The sequence below is a fragment of the Mucilaginibacter sp. P4_C11 genome (genome assembly GCF_056402115.1).
The window spans coordinates 1-21,156 of record NZ_JBFUIA010000002.1; the positions used below are offsets into that span (position 1 = coordinate 1).

Genomic DNA, 21,156 nt, shown 5'->3' on the forward strand with positions numbered 1-21,156 from the left:
ACATTATGGAAGAAAAATGAAGCTTTCAAAATTGATAAAGCTACAACACAAAATATATCTGGAGAAAAGGAGACGGAGCCTTCTTTCGCTTAGCCCAAAGGGCTAAAATAAGTAGCCCGGCAAAAGCCAGGCTACACAAGATAGTCATCCGTCGAATGATCGCCGTATGCCTTCTTTCGCAAAGGCAAAGTTAAATGAAAATATTATCGAAATAAACTTGTTTTTAATGACAGTACCTTGCGGCAGCGAAAGGTGAATATAAAGACGATCTTATGCAGGAATACCTTGATCTATCTGACAACGTCAGAAAAGCAATTAACTATTGTAATCAACCGGATCTTACTAAGCAGAAGCTATTTGATACGTTAAATAGTAAAGGATTTTAATAAGCTAAAAACTGCGTTTGTTAACTGCGAGTCCCAAAAACCGGGCATCCAGCCTATTTCAAATTGATTAAAAAAAACCTATTTTTGATCGTTAATGAAAAACATCAAAGATGAACTACAAAATATCATTCTCGGAGATGAACCTACTGGCCAGGCAAATAAACTCAAAAAAATCCAATGTTTCCTTAGATCAGATGCGGCAACAAGCCTCGCAGCTAAAAAACACCAGCACGACAAAAATAAAGAAACAGCAATACTCTTAGCTTTCGCCGAACGGGAGAATCTTTTCTACACATCCGTAATCCTGCAAAGTGATTTATCAGCGAAGGTGCCGAGCAAAGAGTGTACCGGCTTAACGGGCCCACGTCATTAAAACCAATAGCAGGGTCTTTTATGAAAACTGGTTCGATTATTTCAATAGTTTAATTATTCACAATTACTTTTTCCCGGCCACTGCATATACGTTCCTCGGCTTCAAAATGATTGACGGCGAACTTAATGCCGTTGTTATGCAAGAGTTTATAGTTGCGTCTGAGCCAACGGACCTTAATGCTGTTAAAGACTTTTTAGAATTTAATCATTTTCGTAATAACCGGAACAATGACTACATCAACACAAAGCTGGGCGTGACCTTTGAAGACCTGCATGATGAAAATGTGCTCTCTTTCAATGGTGTCCTTTTCTTTATTGACACAATTTTTTACTTAACCAGAGATTTTTATACCTCGTGAGCGCCTGGATTATTTGACGGCTTTAACGGACAAGATTATTCACGTTTTGAAATAATCTCTCGTTTTAACTTAGTCTTTGGCGTATTTTAAGCAATGGCGGGCCCGTGTTTCTACTTGAGATACATATCGTTGAGTAGTCACATTGAGCGAAACCAGCGGGTTTTTGCATAAAACCGCGCCAGCGTATGGTGTTTGATTGAGGCAGCATCAGTTATCGGAACTCTTCCGCTCTTCCCTCCCACCTACCAAAATTCAACAATTTATTCTTTAAAGCGTCGGCATGCTGTTCATCCGTCAGATAAACAACCTCGTCCTCGTACGGAAGTATGTAGAAACTTCCCGCCAAATTATTTTCCTGGCCTAAGTGTTTAATGAATGAGGCAAACGCATCACCCAGCCATCCGTTCGCTGTATAGAATGTGTGAGCGTGCAACCTTCCATTAAATAAATATTGCAATTTTATGCCGCCTTTTATTTTTTTCTGGGTGATTTTGGTTGGATTAAATGCACCATGGGCAATCCCGGCAAGATTCTTTAAAACCTCACTATAGGGAGCCTGCGGGCTCATCATCTCCGAACGTAAAGAATAGGTTACCCCAGGAAAATTTGATAACAATTTATTGATCGAGTATCGGTTATCCGCTTCGGCATCATCAATGGCTTTTACTATTTCATTTCCCGTAAGATGCGAAAAAAGGCCAATCTTTCTCCAGCCGGCTATGGTACTATCAATTCTGCCCGAAGTTAGCGTATTGTCATAGCTATCCATACTTACAAGCATGTAGGACATGCTTGTATCTTTCATAAATATTTCGGCTTGCTCTGCCTGCAGTGCAATAAGGGCGATATGCCGGTAAATACCGTCCTGGCGGGCACCCATACTGAACATGATATTATGCAGCCGGAATGGTGATTGCTGATCTGCCAAAACCTTATTGAAAATGCGGTAAAGGAAACCGGTAAATGCATAGGTGGGTTGAATCCCTTTCTTGTTTCCATATTCGAAAGTAGTGCTGGTGTGCTTATAAACACGCCCGTTGCAGGTTAAACTCACCTTATATTTAATTTCCGGCATACCGGGTATTGATGAAGCCGAATCACGGGCTGTAGTGTAACTAAAGTTGGTAAAATTAAGCCCAGGCAGTATCGATGCAATATCCCGGTGCATCTGCTCCAGCCAAAGGTGCGGGTCATCAGGATATTTTTTAAGGTTGAGTGTTCGGTCCAGCGTGCAATAGTCGTTCAGCTCAAATGCCGATTCTATTTTGCCAGTCCGGATATCGTTCTGCAGCCGCACGAACGACGAATCATTTACTATGCCGCTTTTGTGTAATTGTTCTGCAACCGGCATCAATTTGCCCGGAGCCAGCCACTCCAGCCGCGAACTCATTTCTACCAAACTACCTGTCAATTGTACTTCGGCTACGTAAAGGCCGCTATCGATATCTTTAAGCGTGTGCGAATAAACCCTATCGGTGAGCAATCCGGCTTTATTAATTTTATTTAATAAAACGCGCAGGGATATATTAATACTGTCCTTGTTTTTTATATGTTTTATATAGCTATCGCTATAAGAAAAAGAAATACCCGTTTTACGAGGGTTTACATGAAATACTTTTTGCAGCATAATGCCGTGCAGGCCCGCAAGAATGGCAATACGGTACGAAACATCATTTTTATACCTCTTAAGGTCTGTTTTCAGCGCCGGCACCTGTTTTGCCGATATTACCCGGAATTTGACAAGGCTGTCAACAGCAGCCGATGGCGACTGGGCGCAAACCTTGTTGAATAAGCCGCAAAAAAGGACGAGGATGATAAGGCAACGTTTCATAGTAGCTATGAAGATAAGCGTTGTAACGTGATTTACTAACTGCGTAGCCAATGTGTTTGCTGATAGCGGCTAATACAACAGGAGTGCTAAAGTCCGGCTATCGGCAGCATGGTACTTTCTTATTTGTCACTTTGTTTAGGCCTAGTACCGGCGCCGCGCACGTTCGAAATTTTATTGAGTACATCAAACCAAAATGGTGCGCCCATCATAATTGCCGCAACGGTAACAGACAGTCCTACAAGTTTAGAAAGCACAAAAAAGATAATATCCCATCCCTGTAAATTGAATTCGCTGGCATTCCAGCCCAGGGGCAGCGAATCTTGCAAAACTGCTTTGGTTGCACTAATATCGGCAACCTTTTCATTCAGGGTTTTTACCAGTTGTTGGGCAGATACCTCCAGTTTTTGTTTTGTCGCGGTATCTTTAACTGTTGTGGCAAGTTTGTTAATATTGGCAACCTGTTTTATATAAGTACTATCCTTAATGGCAGCATCAGCTTTAATTGCAAGGCTGGCCCTTGCCTGGGGGTTATTGTACAGGTATTTGGCAATTTCTATGGTATCGGCATTTAATGCAATACATACAATAACCCCGGTAAGCAGGGTAAACCTGCGGGTATACTGTTGTTTTAGCGTACCGGTAAGGCTGTTCATATTGCTATCGTACCAGTTTTCCATTTTTGACCGGAATAGTTCAATTGCTCCGGTGGTTTTAACGGTCATGGCTTTAAAGGTATCTTTTGCTTCGGTGGCGTAGATGAGGAAGGTGCGCCGTAGTTCATCAGAAAGAGCAGTGGAACTGCTGATGGAAGAAATAATCTCGTCGATAGATTTAGGGCCGGAAATGGTAGAAAAGGTGAAAATCTTATCCAACAAAGCAGAAACAAAATTCTTAGCATCAATATATGAGGGGGCCTTGTTTGTAGGCGACAATGCTGTTAAAGCACAGTGGTTCATGATCACCTGCCCCAGCGGCGTTTTAATTCCCTTAGCGTCTGTTATTTCGGTATCGAAAATACGCAGCAACCATTCGCCCAATATTTTTGCCCTCACCATGGTGACGGTTAAAACTATTTCGACTATCGAACTTGAAATTATACTTAAAAGAAAAAAGATAAAAAACAAACCTATTACAAGGTCAAGTATTGGGAACCCGCTCATCGTGAAAAAAAAATTTAGGTTAATTAATAAGATACCGCGTTAATGTTTTTTAATGATTTTAACCAGGTTTAAATATTTTGCTTAGGTATTGTAAATCAAGTAATTCAGGGAGTCTTACTAAGTCAAACTTAGCTAATCATTAATTTACTACAAAGAGATATCTTAAAAATATTTTCAGTATAAATTAATTGGGCAACGGGCGAGCGGCCTTTGTAATAGATTGTTTGTTTATAAAGACAACTCCAAAAATGGCCGCCGAAAATATATTTATCGCCGAAATGTTACTCATCGATATAATAATTGTAATCATCATCGTCATACCTTTTCGCGTCTGCCATCGGGGCAATGGTTTTGATAACGTCTTTTTCAATGATAACATCGCAGTATTCTGAATTTAACTCGTTGCAATGCGGGCAAAGCTCATTTTCCAGGATACCGTAAGCCCTAACCCTATCCAGGCCGGGAGCGCCAATATCATAGCGGTGATTCCCGCGGGCCAGCTTATCGTTTACTTTATATTCGTATTGCCAGGTTTCTGCAAATTTAAACTGAATCCTGTGGGTAAATAATTGCCCGCAGTGCTCACACTTAAAATCGATAATTAGGGTGTTGAATGTGCCCATTGTTTATTATTTGGCTTGATGTTCTTTTGCTCCGTTTAAAGTACAAAATCCCGGATGAAACGGGCACACAGGGTTTGCTTATTCATTACTTAACAAGGTGTTTACCCGGCAACTCCAACAACGGCTTTGGAGCTTTATTTTGAATTAAGAAAATCCTTGTATTCTTCCTGAATCATTCCGGCCGAAACAAACCGGGTTTCTGTAGCTGCATAACTATTTATTGCAAACGCCAGGGCCTCATCTATGGATTCGAAATTATTGATGATATAAGGTTCATCAGGGTCTAACGAAGCAAAATCGTAAATATCTGTAAAGTGCTCATTGCCATCATCAAAACATTCAATATAGCATACACTATATGTCGAGTTTCTTTCTTTATCAATCCTTAGCCATCTCAAAACAGTGTAATCATCGTGTTTTTCATGATTTATCCACTGCTCAACAGATTTTCCAAGTTTTAAATTGGATTTCAATTGTTCTTCGGTTAAATAGCGCATTGTTCTGTTACAATTGATTGTATGGATTGGGGTTCGCGTGTCCGCACGAAGCCCGGTGATGTAAACAATAATGAGTGAATTACGTGCGGTCTCCCGAATACCTTTCTCCTATTCTTGTCTCTAAGCTAACACTTATTTAAACTTTTTTGATACCGCCTGTAACCTCCTTCAAAACCATGTTGTCAAAGCTTACAAATACACCAGTTTGGGTGATTGAAAAAAGAACTTTATTAACTTATTAAAACTTAAATAAAATGGACACCGGGAATTTAGCAGTATTAATGGTAATCATTGTTTCACTTGGTCTGTTTGTAATGATATTTGGAATAGTATATCTTAACAAACGCGAAAAGCTGGCAATGATAGAGCGGGGTATGGACCCACGCAGTTACAAGCCTCAATCGGCACCTTATCAAAACTTAAAATGGGGCCTGTTACTTATTGGGGCCGGCATAGGATTGTTTTTAGCTTTTGTTTTGGGCCATACGATTTTCCATAGTATAGATAACGATGATATTCCGGCACTTTACTTTTCACTTATAGCCATATTTGGCGGTGGCGGCTTGTTCCTATCATACCGGATAGAAAAAAAGGAAGTGCTGGATAAAGAAGACGCAAGGGCCGGGAAATAATTGACTGAGCCAATTAACAAAAAAGGCCTTTCTGATCACCGGGAAGGCCTTTTTTGTTTGTGCCGGGAATGAATTAAGCGACGACAGGCTTCTTTTTAATCCAGGGTTTTATGATGATAAACAGGATGAGTAAAACGGCTATGCCGCTGCCGGCTATAGGCAGGTAATCGCCGTGCATCACGTAAAAAGTAAGGTCGGAATTCAGGTTGATATCTTGTTTGATGGCGGTTTTGGTCCACCATTTGGTTTGCTGCACAACATCGCCCCGCTGGTTAATAAATGCCGAAATCCCCGTGTTAGCCGATTGGGCTACCCACCTGCGTGTTTCGATGGCGCGCAGTTTGGCATAATCCAGGTGCTGGTCTTTGCCCGATGTGTTTTCCCACCAGCCATCGTTGGTAATAATGGCTATAAATTGCGCCCCCTTTTTTACCGAGCGTGCAATATATCCCCCAAAAATAGATTCATAACAAATAACCGGATCGACACCGATACCGCTTTGCGAATAAAAAACATCGGCATCCGCCTGGCTGCCATAGGCCCCGGTTGCGCCCCCAAGGTGCTCAAAAACAGGCTTTAAAAACGATAAGGCCTTGCCAAAAGGCAATGATTCGGCCCCCGGCACCAGCCGCGATTTATGGTAAAATTGAACTTTGTCGCCGTTTTCGATATTTAACGCAGTACTAAAACTATCTGCATAAACGCCGGGTTGCTGCGTTGGGCTTGCGGTAACTGTTTTGCGGGTATTGTATAGTTTGTAGGTTTCGGCCCCGGTTACCAGGTTGCCGTTTTTATAGTTATGCAAAAAGGCGTGCGCCTGCCTGTAGTAAGGGTTTTGCTGTATCCGGTCCTCATCTATATAATCGGGGATGGCCGTTTCGGGCCATAAAATAAACTCCGTATTGGGCTGCGCTATGCCCTTTGAAAGGCTGACCATAATATCAATCTGGGTGGCCGTGGGAATGGTCCCCTCCTTTTCATACGGATCGATATTTGGCTGAACAGCAACAATATTTGATGGATTGCTTTGCTCTGTGTAGTTATAATAGGTATATAACGAGAAGCCGAGTGGCAAAACAATGGCCACCACAAACCCGCTGATAAGCTTTAACCTCAATTGTTTGGTTTGTGCCTCGCGCAGGCCAACGTAAATTAAAAAGGCCAGGATGTTTACTACCCAAATCCAAATGGTGCCACCATAAACGCCGGTATACTCGTACCATTGAATCCATTGGTGACTAACAGCAAAGCCATTGCCCAGCGTCATCCAAGGGAAGTTTAAATCCCAGCTTTGGTGCAGGTATTCGTACCCTACCCATAGGCAAACCAGGCCGGCCAAGCCCCAGCTGCGGGTGGTTAACAACCTAAAGCGATAATATAGCCAGCAGGCAGTAGCCATTAGCAATGGTCCTAATGAATAAGGGATTAGTGTAACAGGGATGGCTGCCACGTTGCCAACCTGTTTCAAGGCGTTGTAAACCCAGTATACAGATCCTACATTCCATACAAAAAAGCCTATGAATGCAGTATTGAAAACCAGTTTTCCTTTTTTGGCAGATGTAGATTGGATGATGTTCTCCATCGCCAGCAGCATGGGCACAAAGCCGATAAAAAGAAGGAACGTTGTATAAGGTGTTGGCGGCCAGGCTATCCACAACAATAAACCGGAAAGTATGGCTAAGGGAAGATTTTTTTTCATTAATAAGAGTAAGAGGGATCTATTTAAAGGTATCGCCGGGGTTTGCAAATTTATCGGCGTTGTACTTGTCGGAATTTCCTTTTGGGATAGATAGCGAATGCCATTTTGATCCTGTTATCATTTTGCCGATAAAAACAATCTGGCCGATATGATAGGGATAATGGGCCAGCTGTCGGTTTATAGCATCCTCGATACGGTGCGGCTCGTTGCGAATTTTCACTGTTTTTTCCCAGTCTTCGGCGGTTAACGAGTTTAGGGCGTTAAACAAACAATCCCAACCCTGCTCCCAGGCAGCCATGATCTGTTCGCGGGTATTAGTTGTTTCTTCAAATTCTGTGTCGCGGTTTCGCCATTCTTTCTCGCCATCGGTGATTAAAAAATTGGTCCATCGCGAGAGCATGTTGCCCGATAGGTGCTTGATAATAACGGCAATGCTGTTGCTTTCGGCGTTAAACTGCCAAAACAGGTCGGCATCATTTAATTGCGCAAATGTTTTTTCGCCTAACTTTTTGTAATAGGCAAACTGTGTGATGGCACTCTTCAAATAAATATCCATGGCTATTCGTCGTCGTTATCGTCGTCTTTGTACTTGTTCTTTGTCGGCTTCGGTTCGGCACCGGCCACACACATTACAAACTCGCCTTTTAGCGGATGTGTTTCAAAATATAATTTTACTTCGGCAACAGTTCCCCGCACGGTTTCTTCGAACATTTTAGTGAGCTCGCGCGATACCGAAATGAGCCTGTCGGCACCAAAATACAAGGCCATTTCGTCCAGCGTTTTCAATAAACGGTGCGGCGACTCATATAGTATGATCGTGCGCTCTTCTGTAGCCAAAAACTTATAGCGGGTTTGGCGTCCTTTTTTCAACGGTAAAAAACCCTCAAAACAAAATTTATCCGTAGGGAACCCCGAATTTACCAGTGCCGGCACAAATGCAGTAGCGCCAGGGAGGCATTCCACATCCAAATTGAATTTCAAAGCTTCGCGCACCAGGAAAAAGCCCGGATCGGATATCGCTGGTGTACCAGCATCGGATATCAGCGCTATGTTTTTACCCTGCAGCAAAAATTTAATGATCTCGTTTGACGACTGGTGCTCATTATGCTGATGATGGGCAAATACTTTCTGGTGAATGTCAAAGTGTTTTAACAGTGGTGCCGATGTACGCGTATCCTCGGCCAAAATCAGGTCTACCTCTTTCAACACGCGAAGCGCCCGAAGGGTGATATCTTCTAAATTACCTATTGGTGTTGGAACTAAATATAATTTGCCTGGCATGTAGTTGTAAGTTTTGAGTTTTGGGTTTTGAGTTGAGTGATGGGTTTCGGGCAAATTAACTATTTACAAAAAACTCATAACTCAGTACTCCAAACTGATAACTCGTTATATCTTTGCCTAAAAAATAAAATAATGCTGCAAGTTAGTTATATCCGGGATAACCGGGAACAGGTTTTGGAACGTTTGGCTGTAAAAAATTTTAAACAGCCCGAACTGGTTGATGAGTTAATAGGGTTAGATGACAAACGTCGCTCCACCCAAACCAGCATGGATAACGTTTCGGCCGAGGCCAATGCAGCATCAAAACAAATTGGCGACCTGATGCGTGCCGGTAAAAAAGCCGAGGCAGAAGAGATTAAAGCCAAAACCGGTGCCTGGAAAGAAGACATCAAAAAATTTGGCGATCAACTGGCTGCTACCGAAGAAGAACTTTACCAAAAACTGGTGTTGCTACCCAACCTGCCACATAGCTCGGTTCCCAAAGGCTTAACGCCCGAAGAAAACGAAGTTGTTTTGGAGAATGGTGCAAAGCCGGAATTACCAGCCAACGCCCAGCCACACTGGGAACTGGCTGCAAAATATAACCTGATTGATTTTGAACTGGGCGTTAAAATAACCGGCGCTGGTTTCCCCGTTTATAAAAATAAAGGGGCCAAACTGCAAAGGGCGCTCATCAATTATTTTATTGACGAGGCTGAAAAAGCGGGTTACGGCGAAGTAAGCGTTCCGCTGATGGTTAATAAAGATTCTGGTTTTGGCACCGGCCAGCTGCCTGATAAAGAAGGGCAAATGTATTTTGTAAATGAGGATGAGCTATACCTGATCCCTACCGCCGAGGTGCCTATCACCAATATCTTTAGGGATGTAATTTTAAAGGGGGGTGATTTGCCAGTTAAACATTGCGGGCACACGCCATGTTTCCGCCGCGAGGCAGGTTCTTATGGTGCCCATGTGCGCGGGCTAAACCGCCTGCACCAGTTTGATAAGGTAGAGATTGTACAGGTGGTACACCCGGATAAATCATACGAAACATTGGAGCTAATGAGTACCCATGTACAGGGTTTGCTGCAAAATCTTGGCTTGCCATACCGTGTGCTACGCTTATGTGGCGGCGATATGGGCTTTGCATCGGCTTTAACTTATGATATGGAAACCTGGAGCGCGGCGCAACAACGTTGGCTGGAAGTATCATCCGTATCAAACTTCGAGACATTCCAGAGCAACAGGCTCAAACTGCGTTTCCGCAATGCCGAAGGCAAAACACAATTGGCGCACACTTTAAATGGTAGCGCACTGGCATTGCCACGCATTGTTGCTACGTTATTGGAAAACAACCAGACTGAAAAGGGGATTAAAATACCAGAGGTATTGGTGCCTTATACTAAGTTTGAGTGGATTGATTAACTTTTTGCAACAGTATCATAAATTAAATAATGTCATTGCGGGCGCAGCGCGGCAACCTCATCGCCAACAAATTTAAAGCGCTTGCAATGACATTTATCCATAGCACTCTTAATTACTGCAATAGCACTTACGCCCTTTTGTCATTGCGAGCGATAGCGTGGCAATCTCGTCGCCAAACCAGGTGAATATGCAGGTCAAACAGCTAATCATACCACCCATTGCTCAAGTCACTCCACGATGGGTTAAAGCTCACAATCAAATCGATCTTCTTTTGCCGGGAGCCCGCTTTTAATTGTTTCTCCCGCGCAATAGCATCCTGTATCCATTGAAACTCTTCGTAATAAACTAATTTATTGCATTTATATTGAGCAGTGAAGCCATTATTAACTTTTTGCTTATGTTGTGCAATGCGGCTTTGTAAATCGTTAGTTACGCAATGTAGAAGACCGTGTTGGCTTTATTTGATAAGATGTAGATATATAGTATTCGTGAACCTTCATGATTGACGTGCATGGCGGCCAAGGTTGGCGACGAGGTTGCCACGCTATCGCTCGCAATGACAAGGGGGTAAATTTATTTGCTAACTTGATGCCTTTGCCATCAAAGCCATAACCGGGGCGTCGAAAATATTGGCGAAGGCATTTACAAAGCTGTTGCCCTTTTCGGCGTTTTTAAAATCTTCGGGATAAAAAATGTAATCAACCCCCAGCACTTTTAAAAGGCTATCAACCCTGGTATGCTCTTTTTGCTTGTAACAGCAAACCTTTATTTTATTGTAGGCTGGGTTTGATTGTAAGCGACGCAATATCTTTTCTATGTCGGCGTTTAAATGATCGTAGTCAAAAATTACCAGGTTGGGTTTCTGCTCGTGAATGGATGGGAAAATATGACTCGTCGTCGAAATATGCTTAAATTGTTTATTATTCGGCAACAACTCAACCGAAAAAGTATCGGGAGCAACCAATAGCACATTCTTAGACCGTACTCGGATCATGATCAATCAATTAAGGGGACTTAAAAGTAATTGTTAAAGTGCACTTTGTCAACAAATTATTACTTTTTGTAATAAAATAATGCAAAAAAGTATAGTTTGTTGCGAATTTAATAGGTTGACAGACATGGGGTTTCTTTTAGATTAATTTGTTTTACCTCAAAATTAATCCACATCGGTCACGGCGACTTATACGGAAAAAAAACACAAAATGTTAGCGAGGTTCGACAGGTTTTTATGATAATAACGGCAGCCTAAATTTAAACTATCCGTTTTGCATTATCCTTCACAAATGTATCCCAGCCCGAGTATGATTTTTTACTGCCCGAAGCAGATTTTGTGCTTGTGCCCATCCTTTGAAAGGAATGGCAAACGGCAACAGCCAGGCCATCGGTAGCATCTAAAAAATCGGGCGTTTCTTTAAACTTTAACAAGTTTTGCAGCATGGCGGCAACCTGCTCTTTAGTGGCATTTCCGTTGCCGGTTATGGATTGCTTTATTTTGCGGGGAGCGTATTCTGTAATATCTAAATTGCGCGACAGCGCCGCCGCGATAGCCACACCCTGCGCACGCCCCAGTTTGAGCATTACCTGGATGTTTTTGCCATAAAAAGGAGCTTCGATGGCCAGGCAATCGGGATGGTAATTGTCAATAAGGGCAACGGTTTTTTCAAATATGCGCTGTAGCTTCAGCATATGGTCGTCAAGCTTTTCCATCTTCACCACACCAAGGGCAATAAGCTCTATCCTGGGGCCGGTTTCTTTCACCAGTCCGTAGCCCATAACTGCGGTTCCGGGGTCGATTCCTAAAATAATACGCTCTTTTGTGCTGGGCTGCTGCATACCCCTCAAAGGTAACCAATCAAAGCAAACTATTGTGCAAAACGGCTATATATTGCTCCCGGGGTATCATGCGCGCACCCATTGATTCCAGGTGATTGGTATGCACCTGGCAATCAACAAGTTTAAATTTATTGGTTTGGCACAGGTAAATTAACGCTGTTTTTGACGCGTTACTTACTTTGCTAAACATACTTTCGCCACAAAAAACATCGCCAACCCAAACGCCGTAAAGCCCCCCAACCAACTGGCCCTGCTCCCATACTTCAACAGAATGGGCGTACCCCTCGGCATTCATACTGATGTACGCCGCCTGCATGTCATCGGTAATCCAGGTGTCGTCCTGCCCTTCACGTGGCGCAGTTGAGCAGGCTTTTATAACATCGGCGAAACAGGTATTGGTTGTAACCCTGAACCGGTTGGAACGGAGTATCTGCCCCATTGATTTGGAGATTTTTAACTCATCAGGATACAGCACAAAACGCTCATGGGGCGAATACCACAGGATGGGCGAATCGTCGCTATACCAGGGGAAAATGCCATTTTGATAAGCTAACAACAGCCTTTGGGTTGATAGGTCGCCGCCTACAGCCAAAAGCCCGTCTGGTTCGGCCAGATCGGGCTCAGGAAAAAGTAAACGTTCATCAAGCCTGAATATCATCAGGCGCAAATTTAAGCTTTGCGGCGTATCACCAGTTTTTTATTTTGCGCTTTGGCAATGGCGTCAAAATAGGTTTGCATTTCGTTGTATTTGGTTGCAGGGATTACATGGTTGGTTAAATTGAATTTGGTGCTATTAATTACCTGGTTTTTAGCAGCGTCGTATGTGTACTTAACCTCATAGGTACCGTAACCAAATTTGAGGCTTTGGCTGGCTGGCAAGGTTTCAACCTCGAAGCCCTGGGGAAGGTCGATAGTGGTAACGCACGTTTTTAACATCGGGTTATCAAAGTAATAATCATACTTGCGTTTGTCGACAACCGGAATAGTTAACTGCCATAAATCAAAAACACGTGGACGGTAAAACTGCTTATCTCCAGACGCAACGTCAACAAATTTATCGTATTCCAATTCGATATTTATCTCTTTAACGCCGTCCTTATCTGTTGAAGGTTTGAATTCAAAAACGGAAGGTTGTTTCATATTGAGCCGTCGTATCATTCTTTGTTTTTGGTCGTCGGTTTTTAACGACGCAAGGGCAATATACCCGTCCCTGTAATCGCCAGTGCTCGAAATCTTTATCTGCGCCTTGGCTCCGCCATCTGCATCTAATATTAAGTGCGCTTCGCTATTAAACTGGTTATCGGTATCCTTACTTTTGGGGGTACAAACCAATTTACCTCCCGTTTCTGTTACTAACAAGGCATTCCGGTTTTCGGTAAACGACCCTAATTTGCCAAATGGCTGAGTCATGCTTGTACATTCCAGCCATGTTGTATCGCTTTTAAGCGGCACACACAAAATTACATGGTTAAATGGGTCGCTTGGGAACGAAGGTTCTGCTGGCTCTTCATTTGTGCCGGCATTTATTATCGTATAATAGGACGGAATATTAACGGCCTTTAACAGTGCATACATGTAATTTGAAAGCGCCTTACAGTCGCCGTATTTTTTTTGATCTACAAAAGCTGCCGGAAATGGCTTTAGGCCTCCGATGCCTAACTGTATACTTACATAACGCATATTCTGCTGCATATATTCGTATAAAAATCTGACTTTTTCTTTGTCGGTTTTTATATCGGCCGTCATTTTCCTAATCGCATCAGCTCTTTCCGGACTTAGCGTACATACATCGGCATTTAATGCAAGCTGCCATTTACCGTAGCTTTCCCAACTGCTTATATCCCCCGGCAGGCCAGCAAACTGAAAAGAGTTAGTAGCAAACAAGATTTTGGGAAGTACCTGCCATGCTAACGCATCGTCTTCGGGTTTAATAGCCTTTAAGTTGCTTACCTGCCAGGTATACGTGTCCAATTCTCCATCTTTGGTTTTTTCGGGCTTAATTTGGATATGCTTGTTCATATATCTAAAGCCCAATGATGGGTTAACGCTTATCTTGTATTCGGCAAATTGAACAGATTTTTCAGAGCCTTCAATATTCCACTCGCTTAAATCAAGATAGCTGTTCATGTCTTTTTCATAGGTTATCTCAATTGTTGCGGGGTAGCTCGCAATGGAATGTTCCTGTATCAAGACACGATCATCTGTAACGATTGATATTCCATCAACGGCTGCATGGTCATAAAAGTCGCTTTTCCGATATTTTTTTATCTGTACGCCCGCAGCATTATATATCATCATTTGAACATTATCTATGCTGGTAAATTTTTTGTCGTAACCTAACACCAGGGCGGCGTTGCCGTCGCCCTTTTCATTTAAAACAGCAATAATACTATGATGCTTTTTTACCATATGCCCTAGGCTCTTTACAATCACTTCGTCGCTTGAATAACGTACAACAGCATTTGCATCCTCCTTCAACGAATCGGGTATTGTTGCCGCGACATACAGGTTTTTAGGGATGTTTTTATCCTGGCTATAACCCGTGGTATATAGCGCACATAAGGCTGCTGTGGTAAGCAGCAGCCTGGTGTAATGTTTAATAAACATAATCTTATTAGCCTTTTTTAAGTACAATTTGCTCGTTAAGCATATCATACATTTTTTTACAAAACTCACGGAATTCGGGGTAGTTCTCCTTAAAATACATCGACTTCTTATGATCGATGCTAAAACGAACCATTATTGATCCATCCTGCTCGGCAACCATGCGTTTAAAAACTACAGTTCCATCGGGTATGGCCATGCTGATGCTTTTGGGCATTGCATCAATTTTATATCCTGTCGGAATTTTAAAAATGCCGGTTATTGCGTAGTTATCGCGGTAGCCAAAATCAATATCGGTAAAGCGGTTTTCGGCCAAAAACGGGTTTGTTTTAAGGCCGGTAAACAGATTTGAATTAAAGTAGATGTAATTATCATCGCTGCCGGTAAGGTCGAGGTTAAAGTTGAGTTTTTGACGCAACGGCAACGTGTCAATATCCATATTCTCAAACGTAAGCGCCGATATTTTAAGGTTGTTATTTTCCTCGCGTAAATAGTCGTTATATTTTTTTTCGCCGTCGGTTTTATACTTTTTGGTGTATTTTATTTTGTTGTAGCTAAAGCTACTGATATCGGCGCTGCCGCTCATTTTGCCATCGGGCTTAATTTCGGCATTCAATAAAACAACCTGGCGTACGGGCTCCGGTTCCTGTAAAAACGAAAGTTCATATACCTTGTTGGCGTCATCAATATAAAAGCCAAAGGAGTTTAAAAAGTTATCGGGCACTCTGTTGTAAAGGTTGTATTTGCTGGTTGCATCAAGGGCGTAATATTTAGCACTATCAACCGGGATATAGGCAATCATGCTGTTAAATTGATAAACGCTCGGGTAGCTTGGGTTTATGCGGCCGTTTGCACGTGTGCTTACCATCATGGGGTAAACTTTTAATCCCGCTTTTTTTAACAAGTGGTAAAGCACAACATTTATTTCGGTAGAGTTACCCACTTTTTTCTCCCATGCTTTCGGCGTTCCGTCTGTACTGTTAATGTCGTAAATATCATTCCACTTCATCGTGTTTTTAACCTCGTTAAAAACATAGGCAATTTTTTCATCATCAGTTTTAAGGGCTTTTGCCTTGTTGATGATTAACTCTTCGCCGGTAAGTTTCCTGTTTAGCTGCCCGCCAAAATCCTCGTTATTTATCCTGTTTTCGCCAACTTTTTTCCACGAATCCTGGAAGTTGGGATAGAAATAACCGGGAATGCGAATACTTAACAACTGGAAAAGGATACGTTCAGAATTATCATTGCGGGCGTCCATATAGGGCTCATCTTTTAACGATGGAATATTGGCCATAGCCTCGGTATGGGTATTTGACGAACTGGTTTTATCAATTACGTAAGGCGAGTGCAGATTTTGCAACCTTTTATAAGTTAAAATATCCGGGATATTAGTATCTAATTCGCTGTATCTGGTGGGGAGATCGCTTTGAAAATACCAGTCGGGAAAATCGCTCACAGAGGCACTGGTTAAGCGGTATTTATATTCGATGATACAACCGGGTTTTACATTTGGAAATGAAAAAACCAGCGCCGAGTAGTACTTATCTACTGCTTCAGTAAAGATCTGCTTTTTATCTACCTTAATAATTTCAACGGCGCCATTGGTTAAATTAATAGTTTGAGCCTGCAGGCCGGTTATATATTGGGAGCGATTGGCGCTATAATATTTTATGCGGATGTTGGCCTCATCCTTACCATTATCGTTAAAAATTTTGATGCGCTTGTGCCTGTCGGTATTGATATTGTATTGCGTATCAAAATACGTATCGCCTTTATCGAATAGAATTTCGGCGTTGGCATCGGGCTCAAAATCGCATTTGGTCATTTCCAGGTCGGCCTTATCAACTTTACCGAAAGATTGGGCGGTTGGCAAGGGGGCAGTAGTTTGTGCGTTTGCGGTAATTGCTAAAGATCCCAGCAATAGCAGGGAAAAGATTTTGTTCATGTCAATAAGGTTTAATCAGTACGAATATAATAATAGGAAAATGATTCTTGTTAAAATAAATAAAACAATTTATTTATTTGTTTGTAATTGGGCAACGTGTTTTTGGCTGGGCAAACGCATTTAAATAGTTAACGGCGATCAGTTTAGTGTTAACCATGTTAAAAATGCAAAATATTGATTGTGAAATACTTATAAAAAAAATGTCTGAAATGTGTTAAGTTATGTTAACCCAATTAGATGCGTTTGCCCTACGTTTTTTGTAAAACATATTTTATTAGTAATGACAGTCAATTACCTTTGTATGTGCTATTTTGGCGTTAAATAGGCCCGTTTGTGCTATATTAGTAAATTGGCACCGCGATTGATATACCATAGTTAATGAAGCAAAAATTTTATGATACTGCTGTGAAGCAGGAAAAAGCTGTTTTGGTTGGCGTGATGACACCCCACGTAACCGATGAGCAGGAGAAAGAATATTTAGAGGAATTGGAGTTTCTGGTTGCTACGGCAGGCGGCGAAACAATAACTCATTTTACCCAAAAGCTACAAAGGCCCGATAGGGCTACCTTTGTGGGCAGCGGCAAGCTGGAAGATATTAAGGCTTTTGTTATTGAAGAAGAGATTGATATGGTGGTGTTTGACGATGAACTATCACCATCGCAATTGCGTAATATTGAAAACGAACTACAGGTAAAGATTCTTGACAGGAATAACCTTATCCTGGATATTTTTGCCAATCGCGCGCAAACCGCCCAGGCCAAAACCCAGGTAGAGCTGGCCCAGCTACAATACCTACTGCCACGCCTTACCCGTTTGTGGACTCACCTTGAGCGCCAGAAGGGTGGTATCGGTATGCGCGGACCGGGTGAATCGCAGATTGAAACCGACAGGCGTTTGATTTTGAATAAAATAGCCTTACTGAAAGAGAGATTAAAGCAAATAGACAAGCAAAATGAGACCCAGCGCAAAAACCGCAGCCAGATGGTGCGTGCTGCGTTGGTAGGTTATACCAACGTTGGCAAATCGACCATTATGAACATGGTATCCAAATCGGAAGTGTTTGCCGAAAACAAACTGTTTGCCACATTAGATACAACAGTAAGGAAAGTGGTGCTGGAGAATGTCCCCTTCCTGTTATCAGACACGGTTGGTTTTATTCGCAAGCTACCTCACCAACTGGTAGAGTGTTTTAAATCGACCCTGGATGAAGTGCGCGAAGCAGATATTCTGGTTCACGTGGTAGATATTTCGCACCCTAATTTTGAGGATCAGATACGTACCGTTAACGAAACCCTGAAAGATATTGGCGCTATTGATAAACGGATGATAACGGTATTTAATAAAATAGATGCCTTTAAACCGGAAGATCACCAGATAGAGCAGCAGGAAGAGCCGCTAACGCTGGATGATTTTAAACACAGCTGGATGGCCAAAAACAATAGCCCGGCCATATTTATATCTGCTACCAAAAGGGAAAACGTAGATGAGTTCAGGAATTTACTTTATGAGGAAGTGAAAGCGATACATACCGAAAGGTATCCGTATGATCATTTGTTGTATTAAACGGCGAAGCCCCCTAACCCCCTGAAGGGGGGATTTTTGATTCACTATGTCCATAAATAAAACGGCCCCTCTGATGAAAGAAGCGCCGTTTTATTTTAAACGACTGTTCCCCCTTCAGGGGGTTAGGGGGCTTAGAAATATTTCCTGGTTTATTTGCGGGATAATGTGTTTTTCCTGGGCCGTATCAAAAAGCAACTTTATCGCCTTCCTTCCCTCCTCTCCCAATTCAACAGAATATTTATTTACATATAAATCAATGTGCTTGTACATCACCTCTTCACTCATTTCCTGGGCGTGCGAGCGGATAAACTCGAGGCCCGATTTTGGGTTGGCAAAAGCAAACTCAACCGATTTACGTAATACCCTGTTTAGTTTATGCTGAACATCTGCCGGCAGGTTACGGTTGGCCACAATGCCGCCAAGCGGAATAGCGCAGCCGGTTTGCTTTTCCCAATGATCGCCCAGATCGATGATCTTTTTTAGGCCTCTATCCTGGTAGGTGAAGCGGTTTTCGTGGATAATCAATCCTACGTCAACCCGGCCTTCCAATACCGCGTTTTCAATATCCGAAAAAACAAGTTCAGCCTTGTTTGTGGCCTTGGGGAAAGCGTTGCCTAATAAAAAATTGGCGGTAGTGTACTTGCCGGGGATTCCTATTCTGAGGTTCGGGTTGCCGGTTTCGAGTTGCGAGAGTAGTTTTTCCGGATCTGATTTGCATATCAGCATCGGGCCTACGCCGAAGCCCAGGGCACTGCCCGAATCAAGCAGTACATATTTATCGGCCACGTAAGCAAAGGCATGGTAGCTAAGTTTAGTCACATCCAATTCGCCGCGAAATGCTTTTTGGTTCAGGGTTTCTACATCATCATAAAAAACCTCAAACTCCAGGCCTTCGGTGTCAATTTTATGGTGAATAAGGGCATCAAAAATAAAAGTATCGTTGGGGCAGGGCGAAAAGCCGAGAGTTAATTTCATATAGGTTGTACGTGTTACGTTTTAAGTTGTACATTTTACAGCTCCACGTATAACGTACCACATCAAACGTAAAACCTCGGCTTGCGTTTTTGAAGCTCCACGTATAACGTACCACATCAAACGTAAAACCTCGGCTTACGTTTTGAAGCTCCACGCATAACGTACCACGTCAAACGTAAAACCTCAACCGTAATTAAAGCCGAATGATTGCGTCAATCAGGTCGATGGCAAAGGTATTCAGATTTTTTATAGCCAGTCCTATCTGCCAGCTATCCCGATTACGTTTTTCAACATAATTTGACACAGCCCTGATTTGGATGCAACGCACGTTAACCTGTTGGCAGGCATAAAAGAAAGCCGCACCCTCCATACTCTCCAGTTGCGGGTTTAAGCGATCTTGAACCTTTTTTATAGAGGCATCATTCCCATGAACAGTATTTACTGTAATGGCGCGGGCTTTTTTCAAATAAAAGTTACTTTCAACCTCATCTAATGTAGTTGTTGGTTTATAGGTAACCTCGCCAAAGCCCAAAACGTTCATGGGGATAAACTGTTCGTCGTCTTCCGCACCGGTTTCAGCAAAGGTATCGTCGGTTACTTCTACTACAAAGCCGGGTTCAATGCTTCTGTCGAAGCTGCCTGCAATACCTAAATTTATTACCAGGTCATACTTGTTTTGAGCAAAATGACGCCCCAGGGCAAAGGCTGTGGGAACCATGCCTGCGCCGGTTATTAAAACATCTATCTTGGTACCAAAGTATTTGGCTAAGGGTTCAACTTCGGGTGCTGTTGCGGCAACAATTAATATAAGCATATTGCTTTTTGTACGTTTTATTTACAGATTTTTGACCACGAATATAAAACAACTGGCCTGTTTTTGTTTTGTATATTTGCACCCACTTATTATTATGATGATACATATAACGCGCAAGGAACATTTTAATGCCGCTCACCGGATGTACCGTGAGGAATGGAGCGCTGAAAAAAACAATGAGGTATTTGGCAAATGTGCCAATCCTAACTGGCATGGTCATAATTACAATTTATTTGTAACGGTTAAGGGCGAAGTTACCCACGCTACCGGCTATCTGATGGACTTGAAAGAGCTTAAGGTTATTATTAACGAGCACGTTATTGAAAAGCTTGATCATAAAAACATCAATTTGGATGTTGAATTCATGGCTGGTAAAATGGCATCTACGGAGTTGCTTTGCATCGAGATTTTTAATCAGCTTAAGGCGCCAATTGAGGCTTATGAGGGGGTGTTTTTACACTCGGTAAAACTATATGAAACTGAAAATAATTCCGCGGAATATTTTGGCGGATAACCGGATAAAATGATTGATAAAAACCACATCCCCGACCGCGACGATGATATTGACGGTTACACCAAAATAGACAGGTATAACCCGCAACTGATTGAAAACCTATCGGCTCATTATCTTGACGTTTTAAAACAAATTGGTGAAAATCCTCAAAGAGAAGGGCTATTAAAAACGCCGGAACGGATAGCCAAAGCGATGCTGTTTTTAACTCATGGTTATGACCTGGATGCTAAAAGCATTTTGAATTCGGCCATGTTTAAAGAGGAATACAGCCAGATGGTAATTGTAAAAGACATAGAAGTATACTCGATGTGCGAGCACCACATGCTGCCATTTTTCGGAAAGGCGCACATAGCCTATATTCCTAATGGCTATGTGGTTGGGCTAAGCAAAATACCACGCGTAGTTGATGCTTTTGCCCGCAGGCTGCAGGTGCAGGAGCGCTTAACCAACGAAATTCGCGATTGTATACAGGAAACCTTAAACCCGGTTGGTGTAGGCATAGTAATTGAATGCCGCCACCTGTGCATGAGCATGCGCGGTGTGCAAAAGCAAAACTCGGTAACCACCACATCGGCTTTTACCGGCGAGTTTTTAAAAGAAAAAACCCGTACCGAATTTTTAAATTTAATAAGTTCTAAATTAAGTTGATTAAGTGAATGGTTAA

Annotated in this window: 22 protein-coding genes; 7 read left to right on the forward strand and 15 right to left on the reverse strand. The window is 42.4% G+C overall.

Annotated features, from left to right (window positions below; translation table 11 throughout):
• The first annotated feature begins 480 nt into the window (after positions 1 to 480).
• Positions 481 to 759, forward strand: coding sequence for a hypothetical protein (locus tag AC1DU2_RS01845; RefSeq protein WP_477382509.1), 279 nt, complete (start codon positions 481 to 483; stop codon positions 757 to 759).
• A complete protein-coding gene (locus tag AC1DU2_RS01850; RefSeq protein WP_477382751.1) occupies positions 755 to 1,117 on the forward strand; it encodes a putative polyvalent protein kinase domain-containing protein in 363 nt (120 codons plus the stop codon). Before AC1DU2_RS01845 ends, AC1DU2_RS01850 begins: the two co-directional genes overlap by 5 nt.
• Before the next feature lie 211 nt (positions 1,118 to 1,328).
• Here AC1DU2_RS01850 and AC1DU2_RS01855 read toward each other — a convergent pair whose 3' ends face one another.
• The 4 genes from AC1DU2_RS01855 to AC1DU2_RS01870 all read right to left on the reverse strand — a co-directional run bounded on the left by AC1DU2_RS01855 (position 1,329) and on the right by AC1DU2_RS01870 (position 5,228).
• Entirely contained in the window at positions 1,329 to 2,948 is a 1,620-nt protein-coding gene (locus AC1DU2_RS01855) for a hypothetical protein (RefSeq protein ID WP_477382510.1), read from the reverse strand.
• Positions 2,949 to 3,067: 119 nt separating this feature from the next.
• Positions 3,068 to 4,108, reverse strand: coding sequence for a hypothetical protein (locus tag AC1DU2_RS01860; RefSeq protein WP_477382511.1), 1,041 nt, complete (start codon positions 4,106 to 4,108; stop codon positions 3,068 to 3,070).
• Positions 4,109 to 4,389: 281 nt separating this feature from the next.
• Positions 4,390 to 4,731, reverse strand: coding sequence for a hypothetical protein (locus AC1DU2_RS01865; RefSeq protein WP_477382513.1), 342 nt, complete (start codon positions 4,729 to 4,731; stop codon positions 4,390 to 4,392).
• Between the two features lie 134 nt (positions 4,732 to 4,865).
• A complete protein-coding gene (locus AC1DU2_RS01870; RefSeq protein ID WP_477382514.1) occupies positions 4,866 to 5,228 on the reverse strand; it encodes a hypothetical protein in 363 nt (120 codons plus the stop codon).
• 254 nt (positions 5,229 to 5,482) lie between these two features.
• Here AC1DU2_RS01870 and AC1DU2_RS01875 point away from each other — a divergent pair, with 254 nt between their 5' ends.
• A complete protein-coding gene (locus AC1DU2_RS01875) occupies positions 5,483 to 5,860 on the forward strand; it encodes a DUF6249 domain-containing protein (protein WP_477355408.1) in 378 nt (125 codons plus the stop codon).
• Between the two features lie 73 nt (positions 5,861 to 5,933).
• On the opposite strand, the gene lnt is transcribed toward AC1DU2_RS01875, so the two are convergent.
• From lnt to rsmI, 3 genes are read right to left on the reverse strand one after another with little or no spacing between them, the layout of a single operon-like run.
• Complete coding sequence (gene lnt, locus AC1DU2_RS01880; protein ID WP_477382515.1) at positions 5,934 to 7,559, reverse strand: apolipoprotein N-acyltransferase; 1,626 nt, start codon at positions 7,557 to 7,559, stop codon at positions 5,934 to 5,936.
• A 19-nt stretch (positions 7,560 to 7,578) separates the two neighbouring features.
• On the reverse strand, positions 7,579 to 8,115 hold the full coding sequence (locus tag AC1DU2_RS01885; RefSeq protein WP_477355414.1) for a DUF1572 domain-containing protein: 537 nt from the start codon (positions 8,113 to 8,115) through the stop codon (positions 7,579 to 7,581).
• 2 nt (positions 8,116 to 8,117) lie between these two features.
• Positions 8,118 to 8,840 (reverse strand): 16S rRNA (cytidine(1402)-2'-O)-methyltransferase, encoded by a 723-nt coding sequence (gene rsmI, locus AC1DU2_RS01890; protein ID WP_147060977.1) that lies wholly within the window; start codon positions 8,838 to 8,840, stop codon positions 8,118 to 8,120.
• 132 nt (positions 8,841 to 8,972) lie between these two features.
• On the opposite strand from rsmI, the gene serS reads away from it, so the two are divergent.
• The gene (serS, locus tag AC1DU2_RS01895; RefSeq protein ID WP_477382516.1) at positions 8,973 to 10,244 is read left to right on the forward strand and encodes a serine--tRNA ligase; all 1,272 of its coding nucleotides are present in this window, start codon (positions 8,973 to 8,975) and stop codon (positions 10,242 to 10,244) included.
• Positions 10,245 to 10,446: 202 nt separating this feature from the next.
• Here serS and AC1DU2_RS01900 read toward each other — a convergent pair whose 3' ends face one another.
• The 6 genes from AC1DU2_RS01900 to AC1DU2_RS01925 form a co-directional block, all read right to left on the reverse strand.
• Positions 10,447 to 10,653, reverse strand: coding sequence for a GIY-YIG nuclease family protein (locus AC1DU2_RS01900; RefSeq protein WP_477382752.1), 207 nt, complete (start codon positions 10,651 to 10,653; stop codon positions 10,447 to 10,449).
• Between the two features lie 171 nt (positions 10,654 to 10,824).
• Positions 10,825 to 11,238, reverse strand: coding sequence for a hypothetical protein (locus AC1DU2_RS01905; RefSeq protein WP_477355425.1), 414 nt, complete (start codon positions 11,236 to 11,238; stop codon positions 10,825 to 10,827).
• A gap of 257 nt (positions 11,239 to 11,495) precedes the next feature.
• Positions 11,496 to 12,077: a crossover junction endodeoxyribonuclease RuvC gene (gene ruvC / locus AC1DU2_RS01910; RefSeq protein ID WP_477382517.1), complete on the reverse strand. Its 582-nt coding sequence runs from the start codon at positions 12,075 to 12,077 to the stop codon at positions 11,496 to 11,498.
• 19 nt (positions 12,078 to 12,096) lie between these two features.
• On the reverse strand, positions 12,097 to 12,735 hold the full coding sequence (gene aat / locus AC1DU2_RS01915) for a leucyl/phenylalanyl-tRNA--protein transferase (RefSeq protein WP_477382518.1): 639 nt from the start codon (positions 12,733 to 12,735) through the stop codon (positions 12,097 to 12,099).
• Positions 12,736 to 12,746: 11 nt separating this feature from the next.
• The gene (locus tag AC1DU2_RS01920) at positions 12,747 to 14,684 is read right to left on the reverse strand and encodes a DUF3857 domain-containing transglutaminase family protein (protein WP_477382519.1); all 1,938 of its coding nucleotides are present in this window, start codon (positions 14,682 to 14,684) and stop codon (positions 12,747 to 12,749) included.
• 7 nt (positions 14,685 to 14,691) lie between these two features.
• Complete coding sequence (locus AC1DU2_RS01925; protein ID WP_477355436.1) at positions 14,692 to 16,626, reverse strand: DUF3857 domain-containing protein; 1,935 nt, start codon at positions 16,624 to 16,626, stop codon at positions 14,692 to 14,694.
• A gap of 378 nt (positions 16,627 to 17,004) precedes the next feature.
• Between AC1DU2_RS01925 and hflX the strand changes: the two genes are divergently transcribed.
• Positions 17,005 to 18,189, forward strand: a complete 1,185-nt coding sequence (hflX, locus tag AC1DU2_RS01930) for a GTPase HflX (RefSeq protein WP_477355439.1) — start codon at positions 17,005 to 17,007, stop codon at positions 18,187 to 18,189.
• Between the two features lie 114 nt (positions 18,190 to 18,303).
• Here hflX and AC1DU2_RS01935 read toward each other — a convergent pair whose 3' ends face one another.
• Both AC1DU2_RS01935 and mqnB read right to left on the reverse strand, forming a co-directional pair.
• Positions 18,304 to 19,164, reverse strand: coding sequence for a menaquinone biosynthesis family protein (locus AC1DU2_RS01935; protein ID WP_477382520.1), 861 nt, complete (start codon positions 19,162 to 19,164; stop codon positions 18,304 to 18,306).
• 193 nt (positions 19,165 to 19,357) lie between these two features.
• Entirely contained in the window at positions 19,358 to 19,978 is a 621-nt protein-coding gene (gene mqnB, locus AC1DU2_RS01940) for a futalosine hydrolase (RefSeq protein WP_477382521.1), read from the reverse strand.
• A 97-nt stretch (positions 19,979 to 20,075) separates the two neighbouring features.
• Between mqnB and AC1DU2_RS01945 the strand changes: the two genes are divergently transcribed.
• The gene (locus AC1DU2_RS01945) at positions 20,076 to 20,492 is read left to right on the forward strand and encodes a 6-pyruvoyl trahydropterin synthase family protein (RefSeq protein WP_147060976.1); all 417 of its coding nucleotides are present in this window, start codon (positions 20,076 to 20,078) and stop codon (positions 20,490 to 20,492) included.
• A 9-nt stretch (positions 20,493 to 20,501) separates the two neighbouring features.
• Positions 20,502 to 21,140: a GTP cyclohydrolase I FolE gene (gene folE, locus AC1DU2_RS01950; protein ID WP_147054189.1), complete on the forward strand. Its 639-nt coding sequence runs from the start codon at positions 20,502 to 20,504 to the stop codon at positions 21,138 to 21,140.
• Positions 21,141 to 21,156 lie beyond the last annotated feature (16 nt).